The following is a 22,242-nucleotide window of genomic DNA, read 5'->3' as shown; positions in this document are numbered from 1 at the left end:
GGCGTGCTGAACCGGATCGACCTGCGCGGCGGCGCGCGTGACCCACACGGCCTGCTGCCCCGTGCCCAGCTGGACGTCTCGGTGGCGGTGGAGAAGATCCGCCCGATCGTCGAGGCGGTCCGCGCGCATGGGTACCCGGCGATCCGGGAGGCGACCGAACGCTTCGACGGGATCAGCCTGGACCGGGTCCGGGTGCCCGCCGAGGCGATCGCGGCGGCCGAATCCGCACTCGAACCCGAGGTCCGCGCGGCGCTCGTCGAGTGCGCGGAGCGGGCCCGCCGGGTGCACGCCGACCAGCGCCGGACCGACACCACGACCCAGGTGGTCCCGGGCGGCACGGTCACCGAGCGCTGGGTGCCGGTCGACCGGGTCGGTCTCTACGTCCCCGGCGGCCTGGCCATGTACCCGTCGACAGTCGTCATGAACGTGATCCCGGCCCAGGTCGCCGGCGTCCGGGCACTGGTGGTGGCCAGCCCGCCCCAGCGGGAGAACGGCGGGCTGCCCGACGCCCGGGTGCTGGCCGCCTGCGCGCTGCTCGGGGTCGAGGAGGTCTACGCCGTCGGCGGCGCCCAGGCGGTGGCGATGCTCGGCTACGGGTCCGCCACCGACGCCGCCGGGACCGACCGGTGCGAGCCGGTCGACATGATCACCGGACCCGGCAACGTCTGGGTGACCGCCGCCAAGCGGCTGCTGCGCGGGGTGGTCGGCATCGACGCCGAGGCCGGGCCGACCGAGATCGCCATCTTGGCCGACGACACCGCCGACCCGGTGCACGTGGCCGCCGACCTGATCAGCCAGGCCGAACACGACCCGCTCGCGGCGAGCGTGCTGGTCACCCCCTCGGTGGAGCTGATCGAGGCGGTCGAGCGGGAGCTGCCGCGGCAGGTGGCCGCCACCAAGCACGTCGAGCGGATCACCGCCGCGCTGACCGGCGACCAGAGCGGCGCGGTGCTCGTCGACGATCTGGCGCACGGTCTGCGGGTGGTCGACGCGTACGCGGCCGAGCACCTGGAGATCCAGACCCGGGACGCCCGGCAGTGGGCGATGCGGGTCCGCAACGCCGGCGCCATCTTCGTCGGCCCGTACGCGCCGGTGTCGCTCGGCGACTACTGCGCCGGCTCCAACCACGTGCTGCCGACCGGCGGCTGCGCCCGGCACTCCTCCGGACTGTCCGTGCAGTCGTTCCTGCGCGGCATCCACATCGTCGAGTACGACGAGGCGGCCCTGCGCGACGTGGCCGACCACGTCGTCACCCTGGCCAACGTGGAGGACCTGCCCGGCCACGGCCAGGCCGTGCAGGCCCGGTTCCGGTCGTCCGCCCAGGTGCCGTCGTGACCGGCGCCCAGGATCCGCCGATCCCTACCGGCTCCCAGGATCTGCCGATCCCTACCGGCCTGGACGACCTGCCGATCCGGGACGATCTGCGCGGGCTGCGGCCGTACGGGGCGCCGCAACTCGACGTCGCGGTGCGGCTGAACACCAACGAGAACTCGTACCCGGTGCCGGAGCCGGTGGTGGACGCGATCGGCAAGGCGGTCGCCGCCGAGCTGCGCGACCTGAACCGCTACCCGGACCGGGACGCGGTGGCGCTGCGCGCCGACCTGGCCGACTACCTCGGGCACGGGCTGACCACCGCGAACCTCTGGGCGGCGAACGGGTCCAACGAGGTCCAGCAGCAACTGCTGCAGGCGTTCGGCGGGCCGGGCCGGGTGGCGCTCGGGTTCACCCCGGCGTACTCGATGCATCCGCTGCTGGCGCTGGGCACCGGAACCGGCTGGGTGGCCGGCCGGCGGGACGCCGAGTTCGGCCTGACCGCCGACGACGCCGTGGCCCAGGTCCGCGAACACCGGCCGGACCTGGTCTTCCTCTGCTCGCCGAACAACCCGACCGGGACCGCCCTGGACCCGGCCGTGGTCGACGCCGTGCTGGCCGCCGCGCCCGGCATGGTGATCGTCGACGAGGCGTACGCGGAATTCGCCCGGCCCGGCACCCCGACCGCGCTCGCGCTGCTGCCCGGGCATCCCCGGCTGGTGGTGACCCGGACGATGAGCAAGGCGTTCGGCTTCGCCGGGGGACGACTCGGCTACCTGGCCGCCCACCCCGCGGTGGTGGACGCCGTCCAGCTCGTCCGGCTGCCATACCACCTCTCCGCGCTCACCCAGGCCGCCGCCCGGGCGGCGCTGGCCCACCGCGACGTGCTGCTCGGCACGGTCGCGGCGATCAAGCAGCAGCGGGACCGGATCGTCGCCGAGCTGACCGGCCGCGGGATCACGGTGGCGGCCAGCGACGCCAACTTCGTACTCTTCTCCGTCGCCGGGTTCGCGCCCGGCGGCGACCAGCGGGCGGTGTGGCAGGCGTTGCTGGCGCACGGGGTGCTGGTCCGCGACGTCGGGCTGCCCGGCTGGCTGCGGGTCACCGCCGGCACCCCGGCGGAGACCGACGCGTTCCTCACCGCGCTGGAGGCCGTGCGGCACGTCACCGCGCCCAGCAGAAAGGTCGGACAGTGAGCAGAACCGCCCGGATCGAGCGGATCACCAACGAGACGAAGGTCGTCGTCGAGCTGGACCTGGACGGCACCGGCAAGGCCGAGATCGGCACCGGCGTCGGGTTCTTCGACCACATGCTCAACCAGATCGCCCGGCACGGCGGCTACGACCTGACCGTGCGCACCATCGGCGACCTGGAGATCGACGCCCACCACACCATCGAGGACACCGCGCTGGCGCTGGGCGCGGCCTTCGACTCCGCGCTCGGCGACAAGGCCGGCATCCGCCGGTACGGCTCGGCGACGGTACCGATGGACGAGGTGCTGGTCCGGGCCGCCATCGACCTGTCCGGCCGGCCGTACGTGGTGCACGACGAACCGGCGACGCTGGCGCCGTACATCTTCGGCAACGCCGGCCCGGTCTACCCGACCAGCCTCACCCGGCACGTCTGGGAGTCGTTCGGGCAGGCGGCCCGGTTGACCATGCACGTGACCGTGCTGCGCGAGGGCCGGCCCGGCGCCCAACCGGACGCCCACCACGTGGTGGAGGCCCAGTTCAAGGCCGTGTCCCGGGCGCTGCGCGAGGCCACCTCGATCGACCCGCGCAACAGCGGCGCCGTGCCCAGCACCAAGGGCGTGCTGTAGATGGGCACCGTGCTGCCGATCGCGCTGTTCGCGCTGGCCGGCGTGTTGGTCGGCGGCGCCTGGTCGCTGGCCCGGCAGGGGGCACCCCGGGCGATGCTCGGCGTGGTCGGGGCGCTGGCCCTGCTCAGCGCCGCCGGCGGCGTCTTCTGGCTGCTCCCCGGGGACAACTGATGGCCGCCGCAGCCGGCCGCCGGCCGACGGTGGTGGTGCTCGACTACGGCTCGGGCAACCTCCGCTCGGCCGAGCGGGCGCTGGAACGGGCCGGCGCCGAGGTCACCGTCACCGCCGACCTGGCCGCCGCCGCGACCGCCGACGGTCTGGTGGTGCCGGGCGTCGGGGCGTACGCGGCCTGCATGGCCGGCATCGACGAGCTGCGCGCCGGGCCGGTCATCGCCGACCGGGTGGCCGCCGGCCGGCCGGTGCTGGGCATCTGCGTCGGCATGCAGATCCTCTTCGAGTACGGCGAGGAGCACGGCGTGGTCAGCAAGGGGCTCGGCCTGCTGCCGGGCGGGGTGACCCGGCTGGCGGCCCGCCGCATCCCGCACATGGGCTGGAACACGGTACGGCCACCGGCCGGCTCCGGCCTCTTCGCGGGCCTGCCGGCGGACAGCCGGTTCTACTTCGTCCACTCGTACGCCGCCGGTGACGCCGCCGGACTGGCCGACGCGGGTGCCCTGGTCACCACCTGCACCCACGAGACGCCGTTCGTCGCCGCGGTCGAGCGGGGACCGCTGTCGGCCGCGCAGTTCCACCCGGAGAAGTCCGGCGACACCGGCGCCGGGCTGCTGCGCAACTGGCTCGGCACGCTGTGAGCAAGGAGCGGGCCCGGCGCCGGGCCGCCCGGCAGGCCCAGGCCGAGGCCGAGCGGGCCCGCCGGGCCAGGGCGGTGGCTCGGCGGCAGCGGCGCCGCACGCTGCTGCGCCGGCTCACCCCCCGGCTGCCGGACCGCCGCCGTACCGGCCGGCTCTTCGTGCGGCGCAGCCGGGCCGAGCGGGCCGGTGTCGTCGTGCTGTCGCTGCTCGCGGTGGCGGCGATCTGGGCGCTCGTGGACAACCTCGCGCTGCGCCTGGTGCTGATCGTGTTGCTGATCCTCGCCCTGCCGGCGGCCGTGGTGATCGCCCTCGGCCGGCGGATCTGACCGTCCACATGCAAGGAGACCCGTTGTGAGCCTGACCCTGCTTCCGGCCGTCGACGTCGCCGACGGTCAGGCGGTGCGCCTCGTGCAGGGGGCGGCCGGCAGTGAAACCACCTACGGCGACCCGCTGGAGGCCGCGCTGGCCTGGCAGTCCGACGGGGCGACCTGGATCCACCTGGTCGACCTCGACGCGGCCTTCGGGCGGGGCTCCAACGCCCACCTGCTCGCCGACGTGGTACGCCGGCTCGACGTCGCCGTGGAGCTGTCCGGCGGCATCCGCGACGACGAGTCGCTGCGGGCCGCGTTGGGCACCGGGGCGGCCCGGGTCAACATCGGCACCGCCGCGCTGGAGGACCCGGTCTGGTGCGACCGGGTGCTCGGCGAGTACGGCGACCGGGTGGCGATCGGCCTGGACGTACGCGGCCGTACCCTCTCCGCCCGGGGCTGGACCCGCGACGGCGGCGACCTGTACGAGGTGCTGGAGCGGCTGGAGAAGGCGGGCGCGGCGCGGTACGTGGTCACCGACATCACCAAGGACGGCACCATGCGCGGCCCCAACCTGGACCTGCTCCGGGAGGTCTGCGCCCGCACCGACGCGCCGGTCATCGCCTCCGGCGGCGTCTCCACCCTGGACGACCTGCGGGCGCTGACCGCGCTGGAGTCGATCGGCGTGGAGGGTGTGATCGCCGGCAAGGCGCTCTACGCCGGCGCCTTCACGGTGGCCGAGGCGCTGGCGGTGCTGGCCAACCCGTAGCCCGGGGCGTGCTCAGGCCAGGTCGCGGCGGCGGAAGATGACGAGCGCGGCGAGCAGCGCCAGCACCACGTAGCCGGCCAGCACCCCGGCGGCGACCGGGCCGCTGGTGACCGCGGCCACCCCGAAACCGTCGCCGCTGGCGCCCAGCGCCGCCGCCACCGACCCGGAGCTGGTGCTGAGCTGGACCGTCCGGACCGCGCCGAGCAGCGGCACCAGCCCGCCGAGGCCGGTCACCGCGTTCTCCACCAGCAGGGTCCAGAGCAGCCCGGCGCCGACGGCGGCGGTCAGGCTGCGGGTGGCCAGGGCGAGGACGAAGCCGACCATGCCCCAGGCGGTGCAGATCAGCCAGATCGAGCCCAGCGCGAGCAGGAACCGGTCCGGGCCGGGCCAGCGGATCGCCGCCCCCTCCACCAGCGCGACGGCGACGCTGCTCGCGGCGCTGACCGCGAGCGTGAGCACCGAGAGCGCCAGCAGCAGGAGCGCCAGCGCGAGGAACCGGCCGAGCAGAAAGGACGTCCGGTCGGCGAACCGGGCCAGCACCGTGCGCAGGGTGCCCCAGCGCTGGTCGCCGCCGGCGATCAGGGCGCCGAGGACCAGCATCACCGGGCCGCCCCAGATCGGCAGCGCCCCGACGATCGTGTGGTCCGCGCTGGCCGGCAGCAGATCGGCCAGGATCGGCCCCGAATCCGAGCCGGAGCCCTCCGGCTGCGCCGCCACCGCCCGGTAGACCAGGTAGGTGATCAGGTAGACGAAACAGATGATCTGGACCGTCCAGCCGGCGGCGACGATCCACACCGCCGGGCGGCGGCGCAAGGCGAAGAGCTCCGCCCGCAGGCTGCGTACCGTCATCGCCGAACCTCCTGCGGCTCACCCGGCGCCCACAGTTGTCGCGGGGGATCGGGGGATTCGGTGGTGAGATCGAGGAAGACCTCCTCCAGGGTGTGGCGCGCCCAGCTCAACTCACTCACCCGCACCCCGGCCAGCACCAGCGCCTCGTTGATCTCCGCCGCCAGCTCCGGCCCGGCGACGCGGTCCGACTGATCGGCGGCGTCGGCCGCGAGCGGCGCGGCGGTGCCGCCGCCGAGTTCGACCAGCTCGCCGTCGACCCGCAGGACCCGTACCCCGGGTAGTTCCCGCAACCTGGCCAGCGCCGCCTCGACCGGCCGCACCCGGACCGACACGGTGCCCGGCCCGCCCAGCCGGGCCTGGACCTCGGCCAGGTCGCCCTCGACGACCAGCCGGCCGGCGTGGATGATCCCGATCCGGTCGCAGACCTGCGCCACCTCGCCGAGCAGATGGCTGGAGAGCAGCACCGTCCGGCCGCGCCCGGCCAACGACCGGAACAGGTCCCGCATCGCCGCCATCCCGGCCGGGTCCAGCCCGTTCGTCGGCTCGTCGAGAATCAGCAGTTCCGGGTCGTCGAGCAGGGCCGCCGCCACCCCGAGCCGCTGCTTCATGCCGAGCGAGTAGGTGCGGTAGCGGTGCGCGGCCCGGCCGGCCAGGTCGACCTGGTCCAGCGCGGCCCGGGCCGCCGGGTCGCCCACCCCCAGATAGCGAGCGAGCAGCCGGAGATTGTCCAGCCCGGACAGGTGCGGCTGGAAGGCCGGCGCCTCGATCAGACTGCCCACCCGGGCCAACGCGGCCGGGTCGCCGAGCGGGCGGCCGAGCACCCGCCCGGTCCCGGCGGTCGGCCGGACCAGGCCGACGAGCATCCGCATCGTGGTGGTCTTGCCGGCGCCGTTGCGGCCCAGGAAGCCGTAGACCTCCCCGGGACGCACGGTCAACCGCAGGTCGTCGACCGCCCGGATGTCCGGCGGGTACGACCGGCTCAGTCCGTCGGTCTCGATCACCGGCCCGGAGCCCGACGTCACCGGTGCCCCCGGTGCCCGGCCCGGCGCCCGCGGCACGTCACCGGGCCGGCTCCGCGGCGGCCCGCCTGGCCCGGCGGCGGAACAGCTGGCGGACCAGCAGGACCACCGCCACCGCCTCGGCGGCGAGGATCGCCACCGCGGCCGGCCCGTTGAGCCAGCGGCTGAGGTTGAGATACCACAGCGACACCATCGCGGCCAGCAGCGTCGCGCCGACCGCCGCCACCGCGAACCCGTACAGCGCGTGGGTGACCCGGTCGGCGGGCCGGAACGCCCCGACCCCGCGCCGGGTCAGCACCGCCCCCCAGAACCGCCAGGTGTCCCGCCGCAGGTCGAGCATCCCGGTGGCGTGGTTGAGCATGAAGTAGCCGTCCAGGCGCAGCACCGGCAGCAGGTTCAGCAGCACCGTCAGGGTGCCGTAGAACAGCAGCGAGCCGGCCAACGCGTGGGCGTGCCCGCCGGCCGGGATCAGCAGCCAGCCGAGCGCGAACGGCACCAGCGCCACCAGGTTCACGAACACCCCGGCGAAGGCGGTGTAGACCCGGTGCCGGCGGCGCGCGAACAGCACCACGTCGTCGGTCTTGCAGTACGGCGTGAGCAGCGGGAAACGCCACAGCACCCCGAGTTCGGTGGCGGCCCCGCCGAACCGGCGGCAGGTCAGCCCGTGGGCCACCTCGTGCGCCGCGATCACCAGCCAGGTGGTGACGAAGGAGACCACCGCGAGCGGATGGCCGATGTTCATCCGGGAGGCGGCGTAGAGCTGGCCGGCGTCGCCGACCGCCACCACCAGCGCGGCGGCGGCGGCGAGCAGGGCCGGCACCACGAACCAGGGCGAGTAGAGCACCCCCGCCCGGGGGGCCAGCCAGGCCAGGAACCGGTCCGGGTTCACCAGCGGGAACCGGGCGTACCACAGCTTGCGGCGCCCGGCGCGGCGCTGCCGGTCCGCCCGCAGCCGCAGCGCCGCCAACCCGGCATCGTCGCCCGCCGACCCGGCGCCGGCACCCGGCCGTGCGGTGTCGGCGCCCCCCGGGTGGCGGCCGGCGGTCCCGTCGCCGGCCGCCACCCCGGAGCCGTCGGCCGGCGGGAGGTCGGCGTGCTCGTCGACAAGCAGGCGTCGGCGGTCGAGCATCTCCAGCAGCGCGGACCAGTGCGCGGCGCTGAGCCGGCGGCCGAACCGGTCGGCGTACGCGGCCTCCACCTGCGCCCGGCTCTGCCGGCCGTCCAACCTGGAGAGCAGGAAGAACTCCCGCGCCCCGAGCTGGTAGAACCAGCCGGTCCGGGGGTCCTTCACGAAGTGCACCGTGCTGTCCCCCCGGCGCAGCCCGGCGCCGAGCACCACGTCGGAGCGGACCCGCGGCGGCAGCTCGTGCGGCTCCGGGACCTGCACGGCGGCGGTCACGCCGGCACCGGTTCGGCGTCGGTGAGCGCCCGGACCATCAGGTACGACAGGTAGATCTCGTCGAGGATGCTGGTGCCGATCCGGTTGTTCGTCATGTGCACGTAGGAGCTGAGCAGCACGGTGAACGCGATGTCTGGATCGGTCACGGTGGTCGGGGCATCCTCGCTGCGGCGGTGGAACACCAGCGCGCCGGACGCGGCCAACCCGACCACCTCCTCCCGCAGCGCCAGCGCGTGCCGCACCCAGCCGCGTTCCAGCGCCGTCAGCCGGGCCCGGTCCGGGTCGCGTACGGCGTCGCGTAGCCGGGCCAGGTGCCCGCGCAGCCCGGTGGCGACCCGCTCGAAGCCCTCGTCGAACCGGCTGTGGTAGACGTCGCTGCTCTCCTGGTGCAGGTTCTCCCAGAACCGCCGGTAGTCGGTGAAGAACCGCGCCACCCGTTCGTCGGTGCCGAGGAAGGCGTAGCAGAGCGCCGCCGCGAGCTGCGCGGAGCTGCCCAGCCGCACGGAGCTGACGTGCGCGTTCGTGGTTTCCAGCAGCCGCAGCACCAGGTTGCTGGAGACCTCGAAGTGCCGCTCGGCCAGCTCGACGCCGGCCGGCCCGCCGTACCTGTCGTACTCCGGCTCGTAGGCCTCCCCGCGGACGCTGTTGTTGGGCTGGAACGGCATCCCGCCGCTGGCCCCGTACGTCTCGTCCCAGCGCTGCTCGCCGTACTCGGCGATGTAGAGCTGGCGGTAGACGTCGCCGGCGCCGGCGGTCGAGGCGTCGTAGAGCGCGGGCCGGTTCTTCAGGAAGGCGCCGATCGCCTCCTGCGCGGCCAGCCGCACCTCCTCCGCCGCCGACTCGTCGGCCGGCAGCAGCCGCAGCCGCACGTGCGGCCCCTCCAACCAGTAGCGGATGAAGAACCAGCGGCGCAGCAGACCACGGTCGCGCAGGTCGGCCACGAGCGGTCCGACGCACCGCAGCAGCATCGGGTCGCTGTTGCTGGCGTAGTAGATGTGCAGGCTGATCCAACCGGTCACCGGGGCACCTCCTCCTGGGCGGCGTTGAACGCGAGGACGAGTTCGCTGACGTGGGCCGCGCCGCCGTCGGTCAGCCACTGCTGTCCGTGGTCCGGCAGCATCTCGGTGAAGACCAGCCGCTTGTCGGCCTCCCGGGCCACCGCGGCCAGCAGGGTCAGCGAGAAATAGCTGTCGAAGTCGACGTAGAGCGGCTTGTGCGAACCGAACGCCCGGGCCCCGGCCCGGCCGGCCCCGTCGGGGGTGACGAAGACCCGCCGGGGCAGCCCGTGTTCGCGCCGCCAGCGGGCCCACGCCAGCAGCCAGTCGCTGCCCGGCGCGTCCGCGGCGACCGCCGGCAGGCAGTCCGGGTGGGCCTTCCACATCCGCCGCTGCAGCACCACGTCGCGGTACCGGATCCGGGGGTAGCCGGCGATGCCCCGGTCCGGCAGCGGCACGGTGGTGCCGGCCCACAGGTCCAGCGCCGCCATCCCGGTCGGGGAGAAGGTCAGCAGCACCTGCTGGATCTCCGGCAGCGCCATCGGCAGCAGGAAGCCGAGGTAGACCGGGACCACCTCGACCCCGAGCCGGCGGGAGCGCAGCACCAGCCGGTCGGCGACCGGGTCGTCGAACAACACCAGATCGTCGATCGGGATCTGCTCCTCGGCCGGCCGGGAACTGATGTCGCCGGGGCAGACCAGCTCGTAGTCGGTCGCCGCCGGGTGCAGGTTCAGGTTGGTGTCCTCGTGGCCACCCTTCAGCTCGGCGAAGACCACCCCGGGCGGGCAGGCCGCCGCCAGCCCCCGGCTCAACAGATCGGGGCGGCCGTCGCCGGGGCCGCCGAGCCAGTGGGCGAACCGGGAGACCATCAGGGCCGGCCCGGTGAAGCCCTTGTTCACCACCGCGAGCGGCCCGGCCGGGGTGCGGGCCACCTGGAGGAAGAAGCCGTGCGCCTCGACCGGGCCGAGGGTGGCCGGCACCCGGTCGCGCAGCGCGGTGAAGAAGCCGTCGTCGAGGACCAGCTCGGTGGCCCCCGGCGGCAACGCCGCGTACGCCGCGTTGACCCGCTGACCGGCCAGCTCCCGGGCCTCGTCCAGCAGGTCTATCTCGGCCAGCCGGAAGGTGTTCGACTGCGGGACGTACCGGTTCTCCGCGTCGAACGGGCGGCGCCGCAGCTGGCTGCCGGCGAAGTGGTCGAAGAAGTCGTCCAGGTATTCGTGGGCGAAGGTGAGCACGTCGTCGGCCCGGCCGCCGGCGCCGTACCGGGCGCGGAAGTACCCCTTGGTGACCAGCCGGCGGGCGATCTGGATGTCGAAGACCGGCAGGATGCCGGCGACCGCCGCCAGCCCGGCGGTGAGCCGGCCCCAGGCCGCCCGGTCGGCGGTGACCCGGGCGGGCAGCACCACGTCCTCGTACACCGGGTTGTCGGGCGGGTCGGCGGCCGACTGGCCCAGGTCGAGCCGGGCCCGGACCAGCTCGTCGCCGATCGCGTCGAGCAGGTCGCGCCGGCCGGCGAGGTCCGCGTCGGGATAGCCGGCCAGGTGCCGGTCCACCGTGTCGAGGCGGGCCAGCAGCGGGTCGGCCCAGGGCTGGTCGAGGTCGCGCAGCCCGGCCCGGAACCCGGCCAGCGGGTCCGGGTGGTGGATGTCGACCCGCAGCGCGGGCGCGACCAGCAGGCCCAGCCGCAGCAGGTGGTCCAGGTAGCGGTTGACGTCGGCCGGGTTGCGCCCGCCCGGGTCGCGGGCGACCAGGACGTCGGCCACCGCGCGCAACGGCCGGGTCCGGCCCTGCCCGAGCAGTTCGATCAGGTCGTGCATCAGGTCGCTGGTGGGCAGGTGGAACAGGTTCTCCTGCAATCGCTGGACCACCCCGCCGCCGCCCCGACCGGCCTGCCGGCGCAGGTAGGAGAGCCGGTGCGCGCCGGACCGCAGCCCGGTCACCAGCCGTACCGGCAGCCCGGCCCGGATGTCGTCGCGGGCGATCACCGCGCCGGCCAGCCCGGTCAGGGCGGCCACGTTGAGCCGGACGTGGTGCCGCTGGCCGCCACCCGCCCGGTCCAGCCGCAGCACCGGTCCGCCGCTTCCGTTCGTCGCGGCACCGTCGACGAACCCACCCTCGCAGACGCTGGTGAAGGTGGAGAACGGGCTGGTCTTGGTGGCCGCCCGGTAGACGTACTCCAGCAGGGACCGCTCCACCCGACGGGCCCGTTTGTCCAGCCGGGCGTCGCCGTCGGCCCGCAGGTAACGCGGGAGCTGCCGGTCGAGCAGCCGGGAGGAGAGCAGCAGCCCGTGCCGCAGCGCGGGTTCCTCGGCGACGGCCCGCAGCGCGGCCCGCCGGTCGGCCACCTCGGCGGCGAACAGGTCGGCGCCGCCGGCCGCCACGGCGCGCAGCCGGTCCCGGTCGGCCAGCCACCGCCGGTAGCCGCCGAGCGCCGCCGGGGCCGCCGCCGCGAGCAGCGTGACCACCGCGGCCGGGTCGCGCGGCGCCCGGTCGTTGAACACATCCCGGCGTACGTTGATCAGGGCGGCCCGGACGGCCGGCTCGGCGATGCCGGCGGCGACCGCCGCGGCGAGCAGGTCGCCGACCCGGGCGGCGTGCTCGCGCAGCGCCCGCTCACCGTCGACCAGCCGGTGCGCCCAGGCCGCCGTACGCGGGAAGGCGAGCCGCTCGGCCGTGGCCAGCGGCAGCCCGCCGACCCGGACCAGGAACTCGTCGGGGGTGGCGAACCGGGACCGGTGGTCCCGGCGTCGGCTGGCGGCGGTGATGGTCATTGCGGCCTCCTCAGCTCGGGTGGGCGGTGCCGGCCGCCGGGACGACCGGATAGTCGAGACCGCCGGGCGCCGGGCGGTCGTGCCCGAGCAGGGCGAAGAGCAGGGTGTGCTGCCCGCTGCCGGTCAGTCCGAGCAGGTCGTCGAGCGCCTCGTTGTCCAGGCCGAGCACGGCGCCGCACCCGACGCCGAGCACCGTCGCGGCCAGGTAGCTGACCTGGATCGCGCTGCCGGCCAGCGCGTTGAGCAGCCGGTAACCGCGCGGGCCGTAGTGGTCCAGCGTCTCGCCCAGCCGGCCGGAGACGGCCAGCACGGCGGCGACCTGCTCCAGGTTGTAGTTGGTGAGCGCGTACGCGCGCTGCAGCGGGTCGGCGGTGGGGCCGACCCGGACCGGCCGGAGCCGGTGCCCGGCCGGCTGGTAGTGGTAGCTGCCGGCCGGTACCCCGGCCACGTCGTTGACCACCACGTGCAGCGCGGCGGGCGGGTGCGGACCGGTCAGGTCGGTGGGAAAGGCGAGTCCGGCGGCCGCGCAGCCGAGGATGCCGCCCAGGTCGGCGGTGGAGAGCCGGTGACCCCGGCTGAACCGTCCGAAGCTGGACCGCCGCCGCCGCAGCGCCTCGGTCAGGTCGGTCTCCCACCGGCCACCGGGCAGCTCCGGCAGCGCCACCCCCGGCCCACCTGGCGGGTCGGGCGGTTCGCCGCCGACAGGCAGCGGTGCCGGCCGGGCCTCGGTGGTCAGCAGGGTGGCCCGGTGCACGGGGACCAGCCGGTCCGGTGCGAAGACCCGGCGGGACCGTTCGAACCGGACCGCCCGCACCGGCTCGCCGACCGGCGCCGGCCCGTGCCCGGCCGGTCCGTGCCCGGCCGGTCCGTGCCCGGCCGGTCCGTGCCCGGCCGGTCCGTGCCCGGCCGGTCCGTGCCCGGCCGGCCCGTGCCCGGCCGGTCCGTGCCCGGCCGGTCCGTGCCCGGCCGGTCCGTGCCCGGCCGGCGGGCCATCGTGCGGTGGCCCGGGCAACGGTACGACGGCCAGTGCGCTCTCCGCGTCGGTGTCCAGCCCGAGCGGGCCGTTGACGGCCGCGTCGGCGAACCAGAGCACCGGCGCCAACCGCCGGCCCAGGCCCCGCGCGATGAGCTGCCAGGACCCGAGCAGCGCGCCGAGGTCCTGGGTCACCACGTGATAGCAGAAGTTGTGGTACTTGAAGGCGTTCTTCCAGAACCGCACGGTGACCACCAGAAACTGTCCGGCCGTGGCGGCGGTCGGAGCGCCGAGGCAGGCGTCCCGGACGGCCCCGGTCTGGTCGCCGGTGGTCAGCCGCTGCCAGGCCCGGTGCCCGGTGTGGAAGTGGTAGACGCCGGGACGGACCGGCCCCCCGGTGCCGGTCACCCAGTAGATCTCCAGCGGGTACATCCCGCCGCCCGACGGGGTGGCCCGGCCCCACGTCGCGCTCGGATAGTGCGCCTGGCCGGCCAGGTCCTGGTTCCAGCTCGCGGCGACCCGGCGCTCCTGCACCCCGTACCCGAGGTCGGCGAGGGCGCAGACGGCGCCGGCGGTCCATTCCCGACCGGGACCGGCCGCGGCGGTCGGGTCGGCGGCGAGCAGGTCCGGCAGCCGGCCCAGCGACGTCGCCGGGCGGCGCGGCGCGGGAAGCATCGGCACCTGCGGGAAGGTGGTGTGCTTGGACGGGGCGTCGGCCCAGTCCACCTGGAAGTCGGCGCCCGTCAACGGCCGGCGGGCCCGTTGGAACACCGCCTCGGCGTAGTCCCGGACGACCTGTGTGGAGCGAGCTGGCATCGCGTCCGCCTGTCTCATGGGAACGGGTGTGGGTGGGGGTGGGCCGCGGCCCCGGTACGCCGCAGCCAGCCGGTGAACCGCGGGTGGTGCAGCACCCGTTGGCGGGCCCAGCCGAAGTCGATCGGCAGCAGCCCCGGCGCGACCACCGCGCTCGTGTGCACCCCGGAGCGGCGCTGCTCCGGGCAGGTCTGGTCGACCACGAGCACGTCGCTGCCGAGCCCCGCCACCCGGTCGACCAGGTGGCGCAGGTCGTCGGTGAGGTCCTCGGTGACCGGCCGCTCGGCCAGCCAGTCGCGGTAGAGCTCGGCCATCGGAACCAGCGGCGGATCGTCGAAGAAGAAGTCGGCGTGCGGGGCCATCTCGGGCAGCCCGTAGAGCAGCGCGTGGTGGCGCAGCTCGGTCAGCCGCTCGTAGTCGGTCGCCATCGGCCGCACCTCGGCCAGGCTGGCGGCCACCCGGTCGGCGAACCCGGGAACGTAGGACGCCGTCTCGCAGAGCGCGGCGCGGACCGCGTCGGTCGGGTCCAGCGAGCTGCCGGCGGCGAAGCAGAGGGTGCCCAGGCCGCCGTCGCGGCGTACCGCGACCGCCATCACCACCGGCACCGGCAGGTCCGCCCGCAGGTCGAACAGGCGCACGTGGTAGCCGAACAGGCCGATCCGCTCCCGCATGAACTGCACCTCGGGGCTGGCCACCGTGCGGATGTCGATCTCCGGCACGGTGCGCCGGGCGTACCACGACAGCAGGAAGGCGTCCCGTTCGATCAGCTCCAGCAGGCCGTAGAAGGCCGCCTCCTCCGGGCAACTGCCGCTGGCGCAGCCGTTGGAGCACTCCTGGACGAAGTTGTTCTCCCCGACGTGCCGGTCCAGGTAGTACACGAGCTGCTCGGGCACCAGCACCGGTCGCTCGTCGCGCAGCGACCGGCCCCACACCCAGCGCATCGGCAGCTCCGGGGTGAACGGCTGGTAGTGGTGCCGTCCAGAGTAGAAGCCCGGCCGGTAACCGCCGCAGTCGCGGGGATCCAGCGCGTCCGCGCCGAGGTTGGCCAGGCTGTCCCGCACGACGACCGGCCGGGACCGGGGCTGCTGGCCGGCGTACCGTTCCAGGCCCTCCAGGATGCCGGCCCGCTCGCTCTCGGCGTAGCTGTAGGCGTGCCCACTCCACCAGGAGTCGTGCAGGTCGTACTTGCTGCGTACCCGGAACAGGCCGCTCACCGGGGCGGTGGCGCCGAACTGGTAGATGCGCAGGGCGGTGCCGCCGAGCGGGCCGCAGACCGGGTCGACGAAGCCGTCCAACCGGTAGGAGCCGGTGTCGCGCAGCCGGTACCGGTCCGGCGCCGGTTTCGGCCGGGGCACCAGGGGCCGGTCGGCGGCCGCCCGGGTGTCGACGGCCGGCACCGCGCAGCGGGGGCAGAGCGAGTCGGCGATCAGGAGGTGCCGGCGTACCACGGCGGTGTCGAGCGCCACCTCGTAGATCCCGGCGGTGCCGGGCTCGGCCGGCGGCTCGGCCAGCAGATGCCGGGCGACCGACCAGAGCCGGCCCAGCATGGTGGGCAGTGGGGCGGCCCCGATGCCGTCCGGGCCGCCCTCGGGGTGCGCGCCGGCAATCTCCAGGGCGCGGCGTTCGGGCATCGGCCGGGTCTCCTGCCAGCGCCGCTCAAGGCAGCGTACGCAGGGCGGGGCGGCCGGGCCGGCTGACCCGACCGGTCCGATCAGGGCGGTCCGGCCGTACAGCCGCACCGGCAACAACACGGCCGGCACCGGCCCGGCCGCCAGCGCGTCCGGTCCGGTCGCATCGACCGACGCGTCCGGCGGCGGCCCGGTGAGCCGGTCGGCCAGGCCGAGCACGTCGACATCGACGGCCACCCGGTACGGCAGCCGGTCGGCCCGCTCGGTCAGGTACCGGGCCACCCGGTCGACCGGTACGCGGCGCTGGGCCGGGCTGGCGGTCATCGACACCGTCGCTCACTCCTCACCTGTTCGCGGTCGATCCAGCGGGGCATCGGTGGGCCGCCGCACCCGCCGGTCGGCGCCGACCGGTCCGGCCGGGCGGCGAGCCCGGCCGGACCGACCGGTCCGGTGAAACATCGGATCGTTGGGGCATGATTGGCGGGACCACCGGGTAGAGGCACACGGACAGCGGTTGTGGCCGGCGTTGCCCGGCCCGATGCGGCGCCGCGACGGGCGGTGGTAGCGACCGCCCGTCGCGGTCAGCCGCAGCTCGAGGTGCTCGAGCTCGTGCTGCAGCAGCTCGACGTGGAGCAGGAGCAGCAGCTCGAGCAGGAGCAGCTCGAACTGCAGGCCGCGACGGCCAGATCGTCCGCTGGCATGTTCGCCAGGTCCTGTGCGGTCTCGGTCAGGTCGAGGATTTCGAAGGTCTCGGCCTCGATCTGGAGCAGGTCGTCCTTGAGCTGGTTGGAAAGCATGTGTCACCTCCCTTCCGCCGTGTGCCCCGACCGGGTGGTCCCGCCGGTCGGTCCTCGGTCGTCCGGCCGGTCGGCCGGACGGTCAGCCGCAGCTCGACGTGCTGGTGCTGCAGCAGCTCGACGTGGAGCAGGAACAGCAGCTCGAACAGGAGCAGCTCGAGCTGCACCAGCCGTCCTCGGCCGCCGGCACGGTTGCCAGGTCCGCACCGATCTCGGTCAGGTCGAGGATTTCGAAGGTCTCGGCCTCGATCTGGAGCAGGTCGTCCTTGAGCTGGTTGGAGAGCATGTCTCACCTCGATTCCGTCGGTGTTCCTCGACCCGGTGGGTCCGCCGGGTGCGGCCGGGCGAGCCAGGATGGCGACACCAGCCGCCGTTGCTCAGCTGCCGCAGCTCCAGCTGCAGCTCGTCGACGAGGTGGAGCAGGCGTCGGAGCAGCTGGTGCTGAAGTCCTCGGCGACCGGGGCGTCGGCGAGATCCTGGCCGAGATCGCGGAGGTCGACGATCTCGAAGACCCCGGTCTCGATCTCCAGCAGGGCGTCGGCCAGGTCGTTGATGCTCATCCGGTCATTCCCCCCGTCCGCGGGTCCGGCCGGTCGCCGGCCGGCCCGGCCAGCAGCACCCGGCCGGTGTGGAAGCCGCCGACCGAGGCCAGGTCGGCCGGGGTGGTGGCGGCGAAGAGGGCGTCGTGGTCCAACTCGGCCAGGTGCCGCAGGATCGTCGCCCGGTCGGCCGGGGCGGCTTCGCCGGCCGGCGGCGCGGTCGCCGCGATCACGGGCGGCAGGTCGGCCACGAGCGGATCGCCGAGGTCGCCGGCGCCACCGTGGTACGCGTCGAGCTGGGCACCGCCGAGCAGGAGCGTCAACGCCTCCCGGACCGCGCCGGCCCGATCGCCGGCCACCCCGACCCGCCAGCCCACCCGGTCCGGCTGGTCCGCCTGATCCGCCAGGTCCGGCTGATCCGGATCGGCCGGCGGGGCGAGGCTGGCCAGCACCACCGGCACCGGGCCGTCCTCGATCAACCGCAGCGTGGGGGAGTGCCCCAGGTGCCGCAGGCAGTCGCGCAGGAACGGCAGGCGGTCGGCCCCGTCGGGCAGGGCGTCCGGGTCGAGCGCGGCGACCGCCGCCGCACCCCGCAGCATCCGGTCCAGGGCGCGGTAGGCGAGCGCGGTGAGCAGGCCGGCGTCCGCCGCCGCCTCGGCGTCGGCGCCCACCCCGAGCCCGGCCGGTCCGGCCTCGAACACCAGGTCACCGTTCCACCGGCTCGCCGGAAAGACCGCGCCGGCCGGCACGTACCGCGGTTCGCCGGTCAGCAGCGAGACCGCTGGCACCCAGCCGGTCGGCTCGTCCGGCCCGGGTGCCCGCAGACCGGCCCAGGTGCCGAGCCGGTCCGCCCCGACCGCCGGCGCGTCCAGGTCGGCGGCCCGGCCCACCCGCACGGGTACGGCCGCGAGCCGGTCCGCGTAGTGGCCGACCGCGGTCCGGGCGGCGGACAACCGGGCCCGCAGCACGGTCTGCACGTCGAAGCCGACGAACTCGCGGATCGGCTCGTCGGGGCCGGCCGGCGACGCCACCCGCAGTCGCCCGGTGGGCAGCGGGGACTGGCGCAGCGGGTCGTCGGTGAACTCGGCGAACGGCCCGGTGCGGTGGTCCACCAGGGCGCTGAGCCGCTCGTACCGGCTCTCGTCGGTCTCGTCCGCGGCCGCCGGTGCGGCCCGGAGGCCGGAACCGGCGCAGGTCGGGCAGCGGGGGTGCGCGATCACCGGGGCGACCCCGGCCTCCAGGGTCAGCGCGTCCTGCACCAGGACGGCACCGCGCGTGTCGGGCGGCAGGGCGGCGGTCAGCTCCCGGAACACGTCGAAGGCGGCGGCGTTGCCGATCATCCGGCGGACCGTCTCGGTGGGCGCCGACCGGTCCGGGGTGACCGGCCCGAGCGCGATCGACCGCCAGGTGTCGGCGGCCAGCTCGGGCGGGTCGTTGGCGGCCAGCCGGAGCTGCGCGCAGGTCCAGCAGCCGGCGCGGTCGGGTCCGACCAGCGGGCCGAGGAGCGCGCGTCGGCCGCGCAGCACGGCCGGCAGGAAGCGTACGCCGGCCGCCCGGCTCTGTTCGGCCAGCCGGGCGACGAGCGCCAGGTCGGTCTCGTCGGCACAGTAGACCAGCAGGTCGACATCGGTCAGGTCGGCGTCGGTGGGGGTGCCGGTGAGCTCCACGGTGGCCCGCAGGGCGGCGGCGGTCGATTCGATCGCCGGCCGGTGCGGGTCGGTGACCGCCGCTCCGGCGAGCCGCAGCGCGCCCAGCCCGTTGCCCAGCAGACCGGTGGCGACGGCGTGCAGCGCGTGGCCGGTGCCGAGCACGACCACCCGGGCGGTCCGGTAGGCCAGGAACTGGTCGACCGGATCGTCGGCGAAGTGGCCGAGGAAGGCGAGCTGGTCGGCGAACCGGTCGGCCAGCGGCGCGGGCAACTCGCGCTGCGTCGAGCGCCGCAGGTCGTGTGCCATGCCGCGGTCGAGCAGGGCGCCCACCAGGTTCGCCACCGCCGCGGACTGGGTCCGGGGCAGCCCGGCGCAGAGTTCCCCGAGGCTGTGTTCGCCGGTCAGGTACGGGCTGATGGCGGACATCAACCGGTAGGTCGAGGACCCGCGTAGCAGCATCGCGCTCTGCGCGCTGCGGACGTAGACACCCTCGTCGCTGCGCAGCCAGATCACGTCGCCGCGCAGCCGGGGCCGGGCGTCACCACCGGTGGTGGCCGGCTGTTTGTCGGTCAACTGCTGGTCGGTCATCCTGAGCTCCCAACCGCCCGATCGCTGCGGACCGTGGCAGCACGGACTCTTCGGGAATTCGACGTCGGCCGTCAAGCAATCCGGGTCGATTCAGTAGTTCTCCGGATGCTGCGGACCGGCCCGCCTCCGGGCCGGGCGATCGCCGGTGGATCTTCGCCAACCATTAAATGTCTACAGCGGACTTAATGCTGTCAACGGGCCGGAGGGCCACGATGCCGGTACATTCGTCGATCTGGCGGTGGATCGTTTCATGAGGTTACGTGGTCGGCACGAGAACTTCTGTCAAGGAGGAGTCTTGTGCGGACACGTGTGTCTGGGTCCGATGCGGTAGCCGAGCCGGCGCGTGGTCGGCCCGACCGGATCGGCGACGGGTTCATCGGGCGGGCCGATGAGCTGGGCCGGTTGTCCGGTTCGCTGGTGGCGCCCGGGGCTGGCGCGACCGTGGCGGTGGTCGAGGGGGAACCGGGCATCGGCAAGACCCGGTTGGTCGCCGAGTTCGCCGGCCGGGCCGGCGAGTCGGGACTGACCATTTTGTCCGGTCGCGCGGCGGAGTTCGAGCGGGCCGTACCATATGGCATTTTTCTGGACGCACTCGCGCTCGATGTCGAATCGGACGGCTCGGGATCCGAGCAATTGCGGGAATTGCTCGAATCGGGCAGCCGGGTGTCGGGCGGCGGCCCGGGCGGGATGCGGCGGCGGGAGCTGCATTCCCGGATTCGGGCGCTGCTGGCCACCCTGGTCGGCCCCGCCGGACTGCTGGTCATCCTCGACGACGTGCACTGGGCCGACGAGGCGTCGATCGACCTGATCAACCTGCTGCTGCGCTACCCGCCGGCCAGGCGGGTCCGCTTCCTGCTAACCCTCTGCAGTGGACAGTGTCCACCGCTGCTGGAGGCGAATCTGGCCCGGCTCGCCCCGGCCCCGGTCCGGCTGCGACTCGGGCCACTGGCCGGGCCGGACCTGGCCGGCCGGCTCGCCGGCGAGCCGCCGGCCCGCCGCCGCCTGCTGGAGCGGATCAGCGCCGGCAACCCCCTCTATCTGGAGCTGCTCGCGCCGCTGCCCACCGCCGACCTGGTCGCGTTGGACGCCGACGACTGCCCGCAACTGGACACCAGGGTCGGGCTGTACGGAACCATCGCGGCCGAGCTGCGGGGGCTCGGCACCGTCGAACGCCGGGTCGCGCAGGCCGCCGCCGTGCTCGGGCCGGGCCGCGACTTCGCCGCGATCGCGCAGGTCGCCGAGGTCGCCCCGGAGCTGGCGACGGCGGCGATCGACCGGCTGGCCGGCCGGATCGTGCTCCGGGAGGCGCACGGCCGGCTGGAGTTCCGGCATCCCCTGGTGCGGGCGGCGGCGTACTGGACGGCCGGCCCGGCCTGGCGGGCGGCGGCCCACCGGCGGGCCGCGGCCCACCTGCGCGACCGGGGCGCGCCGCTGTCGCTGCAGGCCCACCACCTGGCCCGCACCGTCGACGTGGGCGACGAGGAGGGCGCGACCATCCTGGCCGACGCGGCCTGCGACGTGCTGGGAACCGCGCCCGGCAGCAGCGAGCGGTGGCTGCGCAGTGCGCTGTGGGCCCTGCCGGACCGACCCGAGCTGGCCGATCGGCGGGCCGAGCTGACGCTCTGGCATGCCCGGGCGCTCAGCCTGTGCGGGCAGCTCGACGCCGCCCGGGCCGTCCTGCACGACCTGGTCGCGCAGGCCGGCCCGCACCGGCACGCGGCGGTCGAGCACCTCGCGGTGGTGGAACGGCTGTTCGGCCGGCACGACACCAGCCGGGCGCTGCTGAACCGGGAACTGACCCGGGACCGCCCCGGCGCCTCCGCGCAGGCGTTGCGGCTGGAACTGGCGGTGAACGAGATGCTCGACGGCGTGTGGCCGGACGCCGTCCGGCACGGCGACGAGGCGGTCCGGCACGCCCGGGCGGCCGGCGACAGCGGCGTCGAGGCGGCGGCCCAGACGGTGCTGGCCGGCTGCGCGCTGGGCAGTTCGGCGCTGCCGACCGCGCTGGCCCACATCGACCTGGCCGGCGCTCTGCTCGACGGCCTCGCCGACCCGGCCCTGCGCGACCAGCTCGGCTCGGTGGCGCTGCTGGCCTGGATCGAGCACTCGGTGGACCGGAACCCCGCCGCCCTGCGGCACCTGCAACGCGGCATCAGGGCCGCCCGGCGCTACGGCCGCAGCCACACCCTGCCGCAGCTCTACACCGTCCGGGCCATCGTGCGGACCAGCCTCGGCCAGGTCGTCGAGGCGCTGCACGACGCCCGGGAGGCCGAGTCACTCGCCCGACGCCAGGCCAGCTCCGAGATCGCCGCGCTGGCCGCGGCGGTGAGCCTGCGGCCGACGCTCTGGGTCGACGGGCCGGAGGCGGTCCGGGCGATCCTGGATCGGCTGCACGCCGTCGAGCCGCCCCGGTCGGCGTGGTACCGGGCGATCAGCCTGGCGCTGATCGGCGAGGCCACCCAGGTCGTGGCGGAGGCCGGTCAGCCCGACGGCGAGCTGCCGCCGCCGGTGTCGATGACCGAGGCGGTGGCGGTGGCACGGCGCTGCCTGGGACCCGGCGCCGCGACCGCCCTGGCGTTGAGCGTGGAGGGCGCGCCGGCGCCGGGGGACGCCGGCCGGCTGCACCGGGCCCGCGCGGTCGCCGGCGGGCTCTCCTCCCAGCGCGGCCGGGTGGAGCTGGCCGCCACCCGGCTGGCACTGGCGGCGGGGCGGATCGACGAGGCCGTCGTGTCCGGGCTGCGCGCGGTCGGGCTCTTCGTCCGGGCGGGTACCCCGGCGCCGGAGGGCTTGGCCCGGATGCGGCTGGCCGAGGCGTACTTCGTGCTCGGTGACGCGGTCGCCGGCCGGGCCCAGGTCGGCACGGCCAAGGGGCTCTTCGTCGCCGCCGGGGCGCGCTGGCTGGCCGACGAGGCCGGCCGGGCGCAGCGGCGGTTCGGCGCCCGGATGCCACGGGCCGGGTTGGTCGGCAAGTTGTCCGGTCGGGAGGCCGAGGTGGCGGAGCTGGTCGCCCAGGGACTCACCAACCAGCAGATCGCCAGCCGGCTGGTGGTCAGCCCGCGGACGGTCGAGACCCACCTGGCCCGGATCATGTCGAAGCTGAACGCGCCGACCAGGGCGGCGATCGCCCGCCACCTCGGCCCGCTGCCGGCCTGAACAGGCCAAACACGACTGTCCAACATGGATGACTGCTAGCATCCGGAAAT

General features: G+C 75.1%; 19 protein-coding genes. 8 read left to right on the top strand and 11 right to left on the bottom strand.

The genetic code is table 11. The features are described 5' to 3' along the window. Window positions 1-3 precede the first annotated feature (3 nt). From hisD to priA, 7 genes are read left to right on the top strand one after another with little or no spacing between them, the layout of a single operon-like run. Complete coding sequence (gene hisD, locus O7627_RS22845; protein ID WP_278095543.1) at window positions 4-1,335, top strand: histidinol dehydrogenase; 1,332 nt, start codon at window positions 4-6, stop codon at window positions 1,333-1,335. Window positions 1,336-1,382: 47 nt separating this feature from the next. After that, on the top strand, window positions 1,383-2,507 hold the full coding sequence (locus tag O7627_RS22840) for a histidinol-phosphate transaminase (protein ID WP_278098383.1): 1,125 nt from the start codon (window positions 1,383-1,385) through the stop codon (window positions 2,505-2,507). After that, window positions 2,504-3,130, top strand: coding sequence for an imidazoleglycerol-phosphate dehydratase HisB (hisB, locus tag O7627_RS22835; RefSeq protein WP_278095542.1), 627 nt, complete (start codon window positions 2,504-2,506; stop codon window positions 3,128-3,130). Before O7627_RS22840 ends, hisB begins: the two co-directional genes overlap by 4 nt. Continuing rightward, the gene (locus O7627_RS22830; protein ID WP_278095541.1) at window positions 3,131-3,301 is read left to right on the top strand and encodes a hypothetical protein; all 171 of its coding nucleotides are present in this window, start codon (window positions 3,131-3,133) and stop codon (window positions 3,299-3,301) included. Further along, window positions 3,301-3,942 carry an imidazole glycerol phosphate synthase subunit HisH gene (gene hisH, locus O7627_RS22825; protein WP_278095540.1) on the top strand — a complete coding sequence of 214 codons (642 nt, stop codon included), beginning with the start codon at window positions 3,301-3,303 and terminating at the stop codon, window positions 3,940-3,942. The genes O7627_RS22830 and hisH overlap by 1 nt, the downstream gene beginning before the upstream one ends. Then, complete coding sequence (locus O7627_RS22820; RefSeq protein ID WP_278095539.1) at window positions 3,939-4,268, top strand: hypothetical protein; 330 nt, start codon at window positions 3,939-3,941, stop codon at window positions 4,266-4,268. The genes hisH and O7627_RS22820 overlap by 4 nt, the downstream gene beginning before the upstream one ends. A gap of 25 nt (window positions 4,269-4,293) precedes the next feature. After that, the gene (priA, locus tag O7627_RS22815) at window positions 4,294-5,019 is read left to right on the top strand and encodes a bifunctional 1-(5-phosphoribosyl)-5-((5-phosphoribosylamino)methylideneamino)imidazole-4-carboxamide isomerase/phosphoribosylanthranilate isomerase PriA (protein WP_278095538.1); all 726 of its coding nucleotides are present in this window, start codon (window positions 4,294-4,296) and stop codon (window positions 5,017-5,019) included. 12 nt (window positions 5,020-5,031) lie between these two features. Here priA and O7627_RS22810 read toward each other — a convergent pair whose 3' ends face one another. From O7627_RS22810 to O7627_RS22760, 11 genes are all read right to left on the bottom strand, one after another. Beyond that, window positions 5,032-5,868 (bottom strand): hypothetical protein, encoded by an 837-nt coding sequence (locus O7627_RS22810; protein WP_278095537.1) that lies wholly within the window; start codon window positions 5,866-5,868, stop codon window positions 5,032-5,034. Beyond that, window positions 5,865-6,890 (bottom strand): ATP-binding cassette domain-containing protein, encoded by a 1,026-nt coding sequence (locus O7627_RS22805; protein WP_278095536.1) that lies wholly within the window; start codon window positions 6,888-6,890, stop codon window positions 5,865-5,867. Before O7627_RS22805 ends, O7627_RS22810 begins: the two co-directional genes overlap by 4 nt. Window positions 6,891-6,927: 37 nt before the next feature. Continuing rightward, a complete protein-coding gene (locus O7627_RS22800) occupies window positions 6,928-8,286 on the bottom strand; it encodes a hypothetical protein (protein ID WP_278095535.1) in 1,359 nt (452 codons plus the stop codon). After that, complete coding sequence (locus O7627_RS22795) at window positions 8,283-9,305, bottom strand: thiopeptide-type bacteriocin biosynthesis protein (RefSeq protein ID WP_278095534.1); 1,023 nt, start codon at window positions 9,303-9,305, stop codon at window positions 8,283-8,285. The genes O7627_RS22800 and O7627_RS22795 overlap by 4 nt, the downstream gene beginning before the upstream one ends. After that, a complete protein-coding gene (locus tag O7627_RS22790) occupies window positions 9,302-12,052 on the bottom strand; it encodes a lantibiotic dehydratase (protein ID WP_278095533.1) in 2,751 nt (916 codons plus the stop codon). Before O7627_RS22790 ends, O7627_RS22795 begins: the two co-directional genes overlap by 4 nt. Window positions 12,053-12,062: 10 nt before the next feature. After that, window positions 12,063-13,859, bottom strand: coding sequence for a nitroreductase family protein (locus O7627_RS22785; protein WP_278095532.1), 1,797 nt, complete (start codon window positions 13,857-13,859; stop codon window positions 12,063-12,065). Beyond that, entirely contained in the window at window positions 13,856-15,790 is a 1,935-nt protein-coding gene (locus O7627_RS22780; protein WP_278098382.1) for a TOMM precursor leader peptide-binding protein, read from the bottom strand. The genes O7627_RS22785 and O7627_RS22780 overlap by 4 nt, the downstream gene beginning before the upstream one ends. 257 nt (window positions 15,791-16,047) lie before the next feature. Further along, window positions 16,048-16,263, bottom strand: a complete 216-nt coding sequence (locus tag O7627_RS22775) for a thiazolylpeptide-type bacteriocin (protein ID WP_278095531.1) — start codon at window positions 16,261-16,263, stop codon at window positions 16,048-16,050. An 82-nt stretch (window positions 16,264-16,345) separates the two neighbouring features. Next, on the bottom strand, window positions 16,346-16,549 hold the full coding sequence (locus O7627_RS22770; protein WP_278095530.1) for a hypothetical protein: 204 nt from the start codon (window positions 16,547-16,549) through the stop codon (window positions 16,346-16,348). A 91-nt stretch (window positions 16,550-16,640) separates the two neighbouring features. Continuing rightward, window positions 16,641-16,823 (bottom strand): hypothetical protein, encoded by a 183-nt coding sequence (locus O7627_RS22765; protein WP_278095529.1) that lies wholly within the window; start codon window positions 16,821-16,823, stop codon window positions 16,641-16,643. Next, window positions 16,820-19,039 carry a TOMM precursor leader peptide-binding protein gene (locus O7627_RS22760; RefSeq protein WP_278095528.1) on the bottom strand — a complete coding sequence of 740 codons (2,220 nt, stop codon included), beginning with the start codon at window positions 19,037-19,039 and terminating at the stop codon, window positions 16,820-16,822. The genes O7627_RS22765 and O7627_RS22760 overlap by 4 nt, the downstream gene beginning before the upstream one ends. 297 nt (window positions 19,040-19,336) lie before the next feature. Between O7627_RS22760 and O7627_RS22755 the strand changes: the two genes are divergently transcribed. Beyond that, window positions 19,337-22,192, top strand: coding sequence for a LuxR family transcriptional regulator (locus tag O7627_RS22755; RefSeq protein ID WP_278095527.1), 2,856 nt, complete (start codon window positions 19,337-19,339; stop codon window positions 22,190-22,192). Window positions 22,193-22,242: the final 50 nt, after the last annotated feature.

The sequence above is a fragment of the Solwaraspora sp. WMMD1047 genome (assembly GCF_029626155.1).
Lineage (GTDB): Bacteria > Actinomycetota > Actinomycetes > Mycobacteriales > Micromonosporaceae > WMMD1047.
This window is presented reverse-complemented; position numbering and strand designations above follow the sequence as displayed.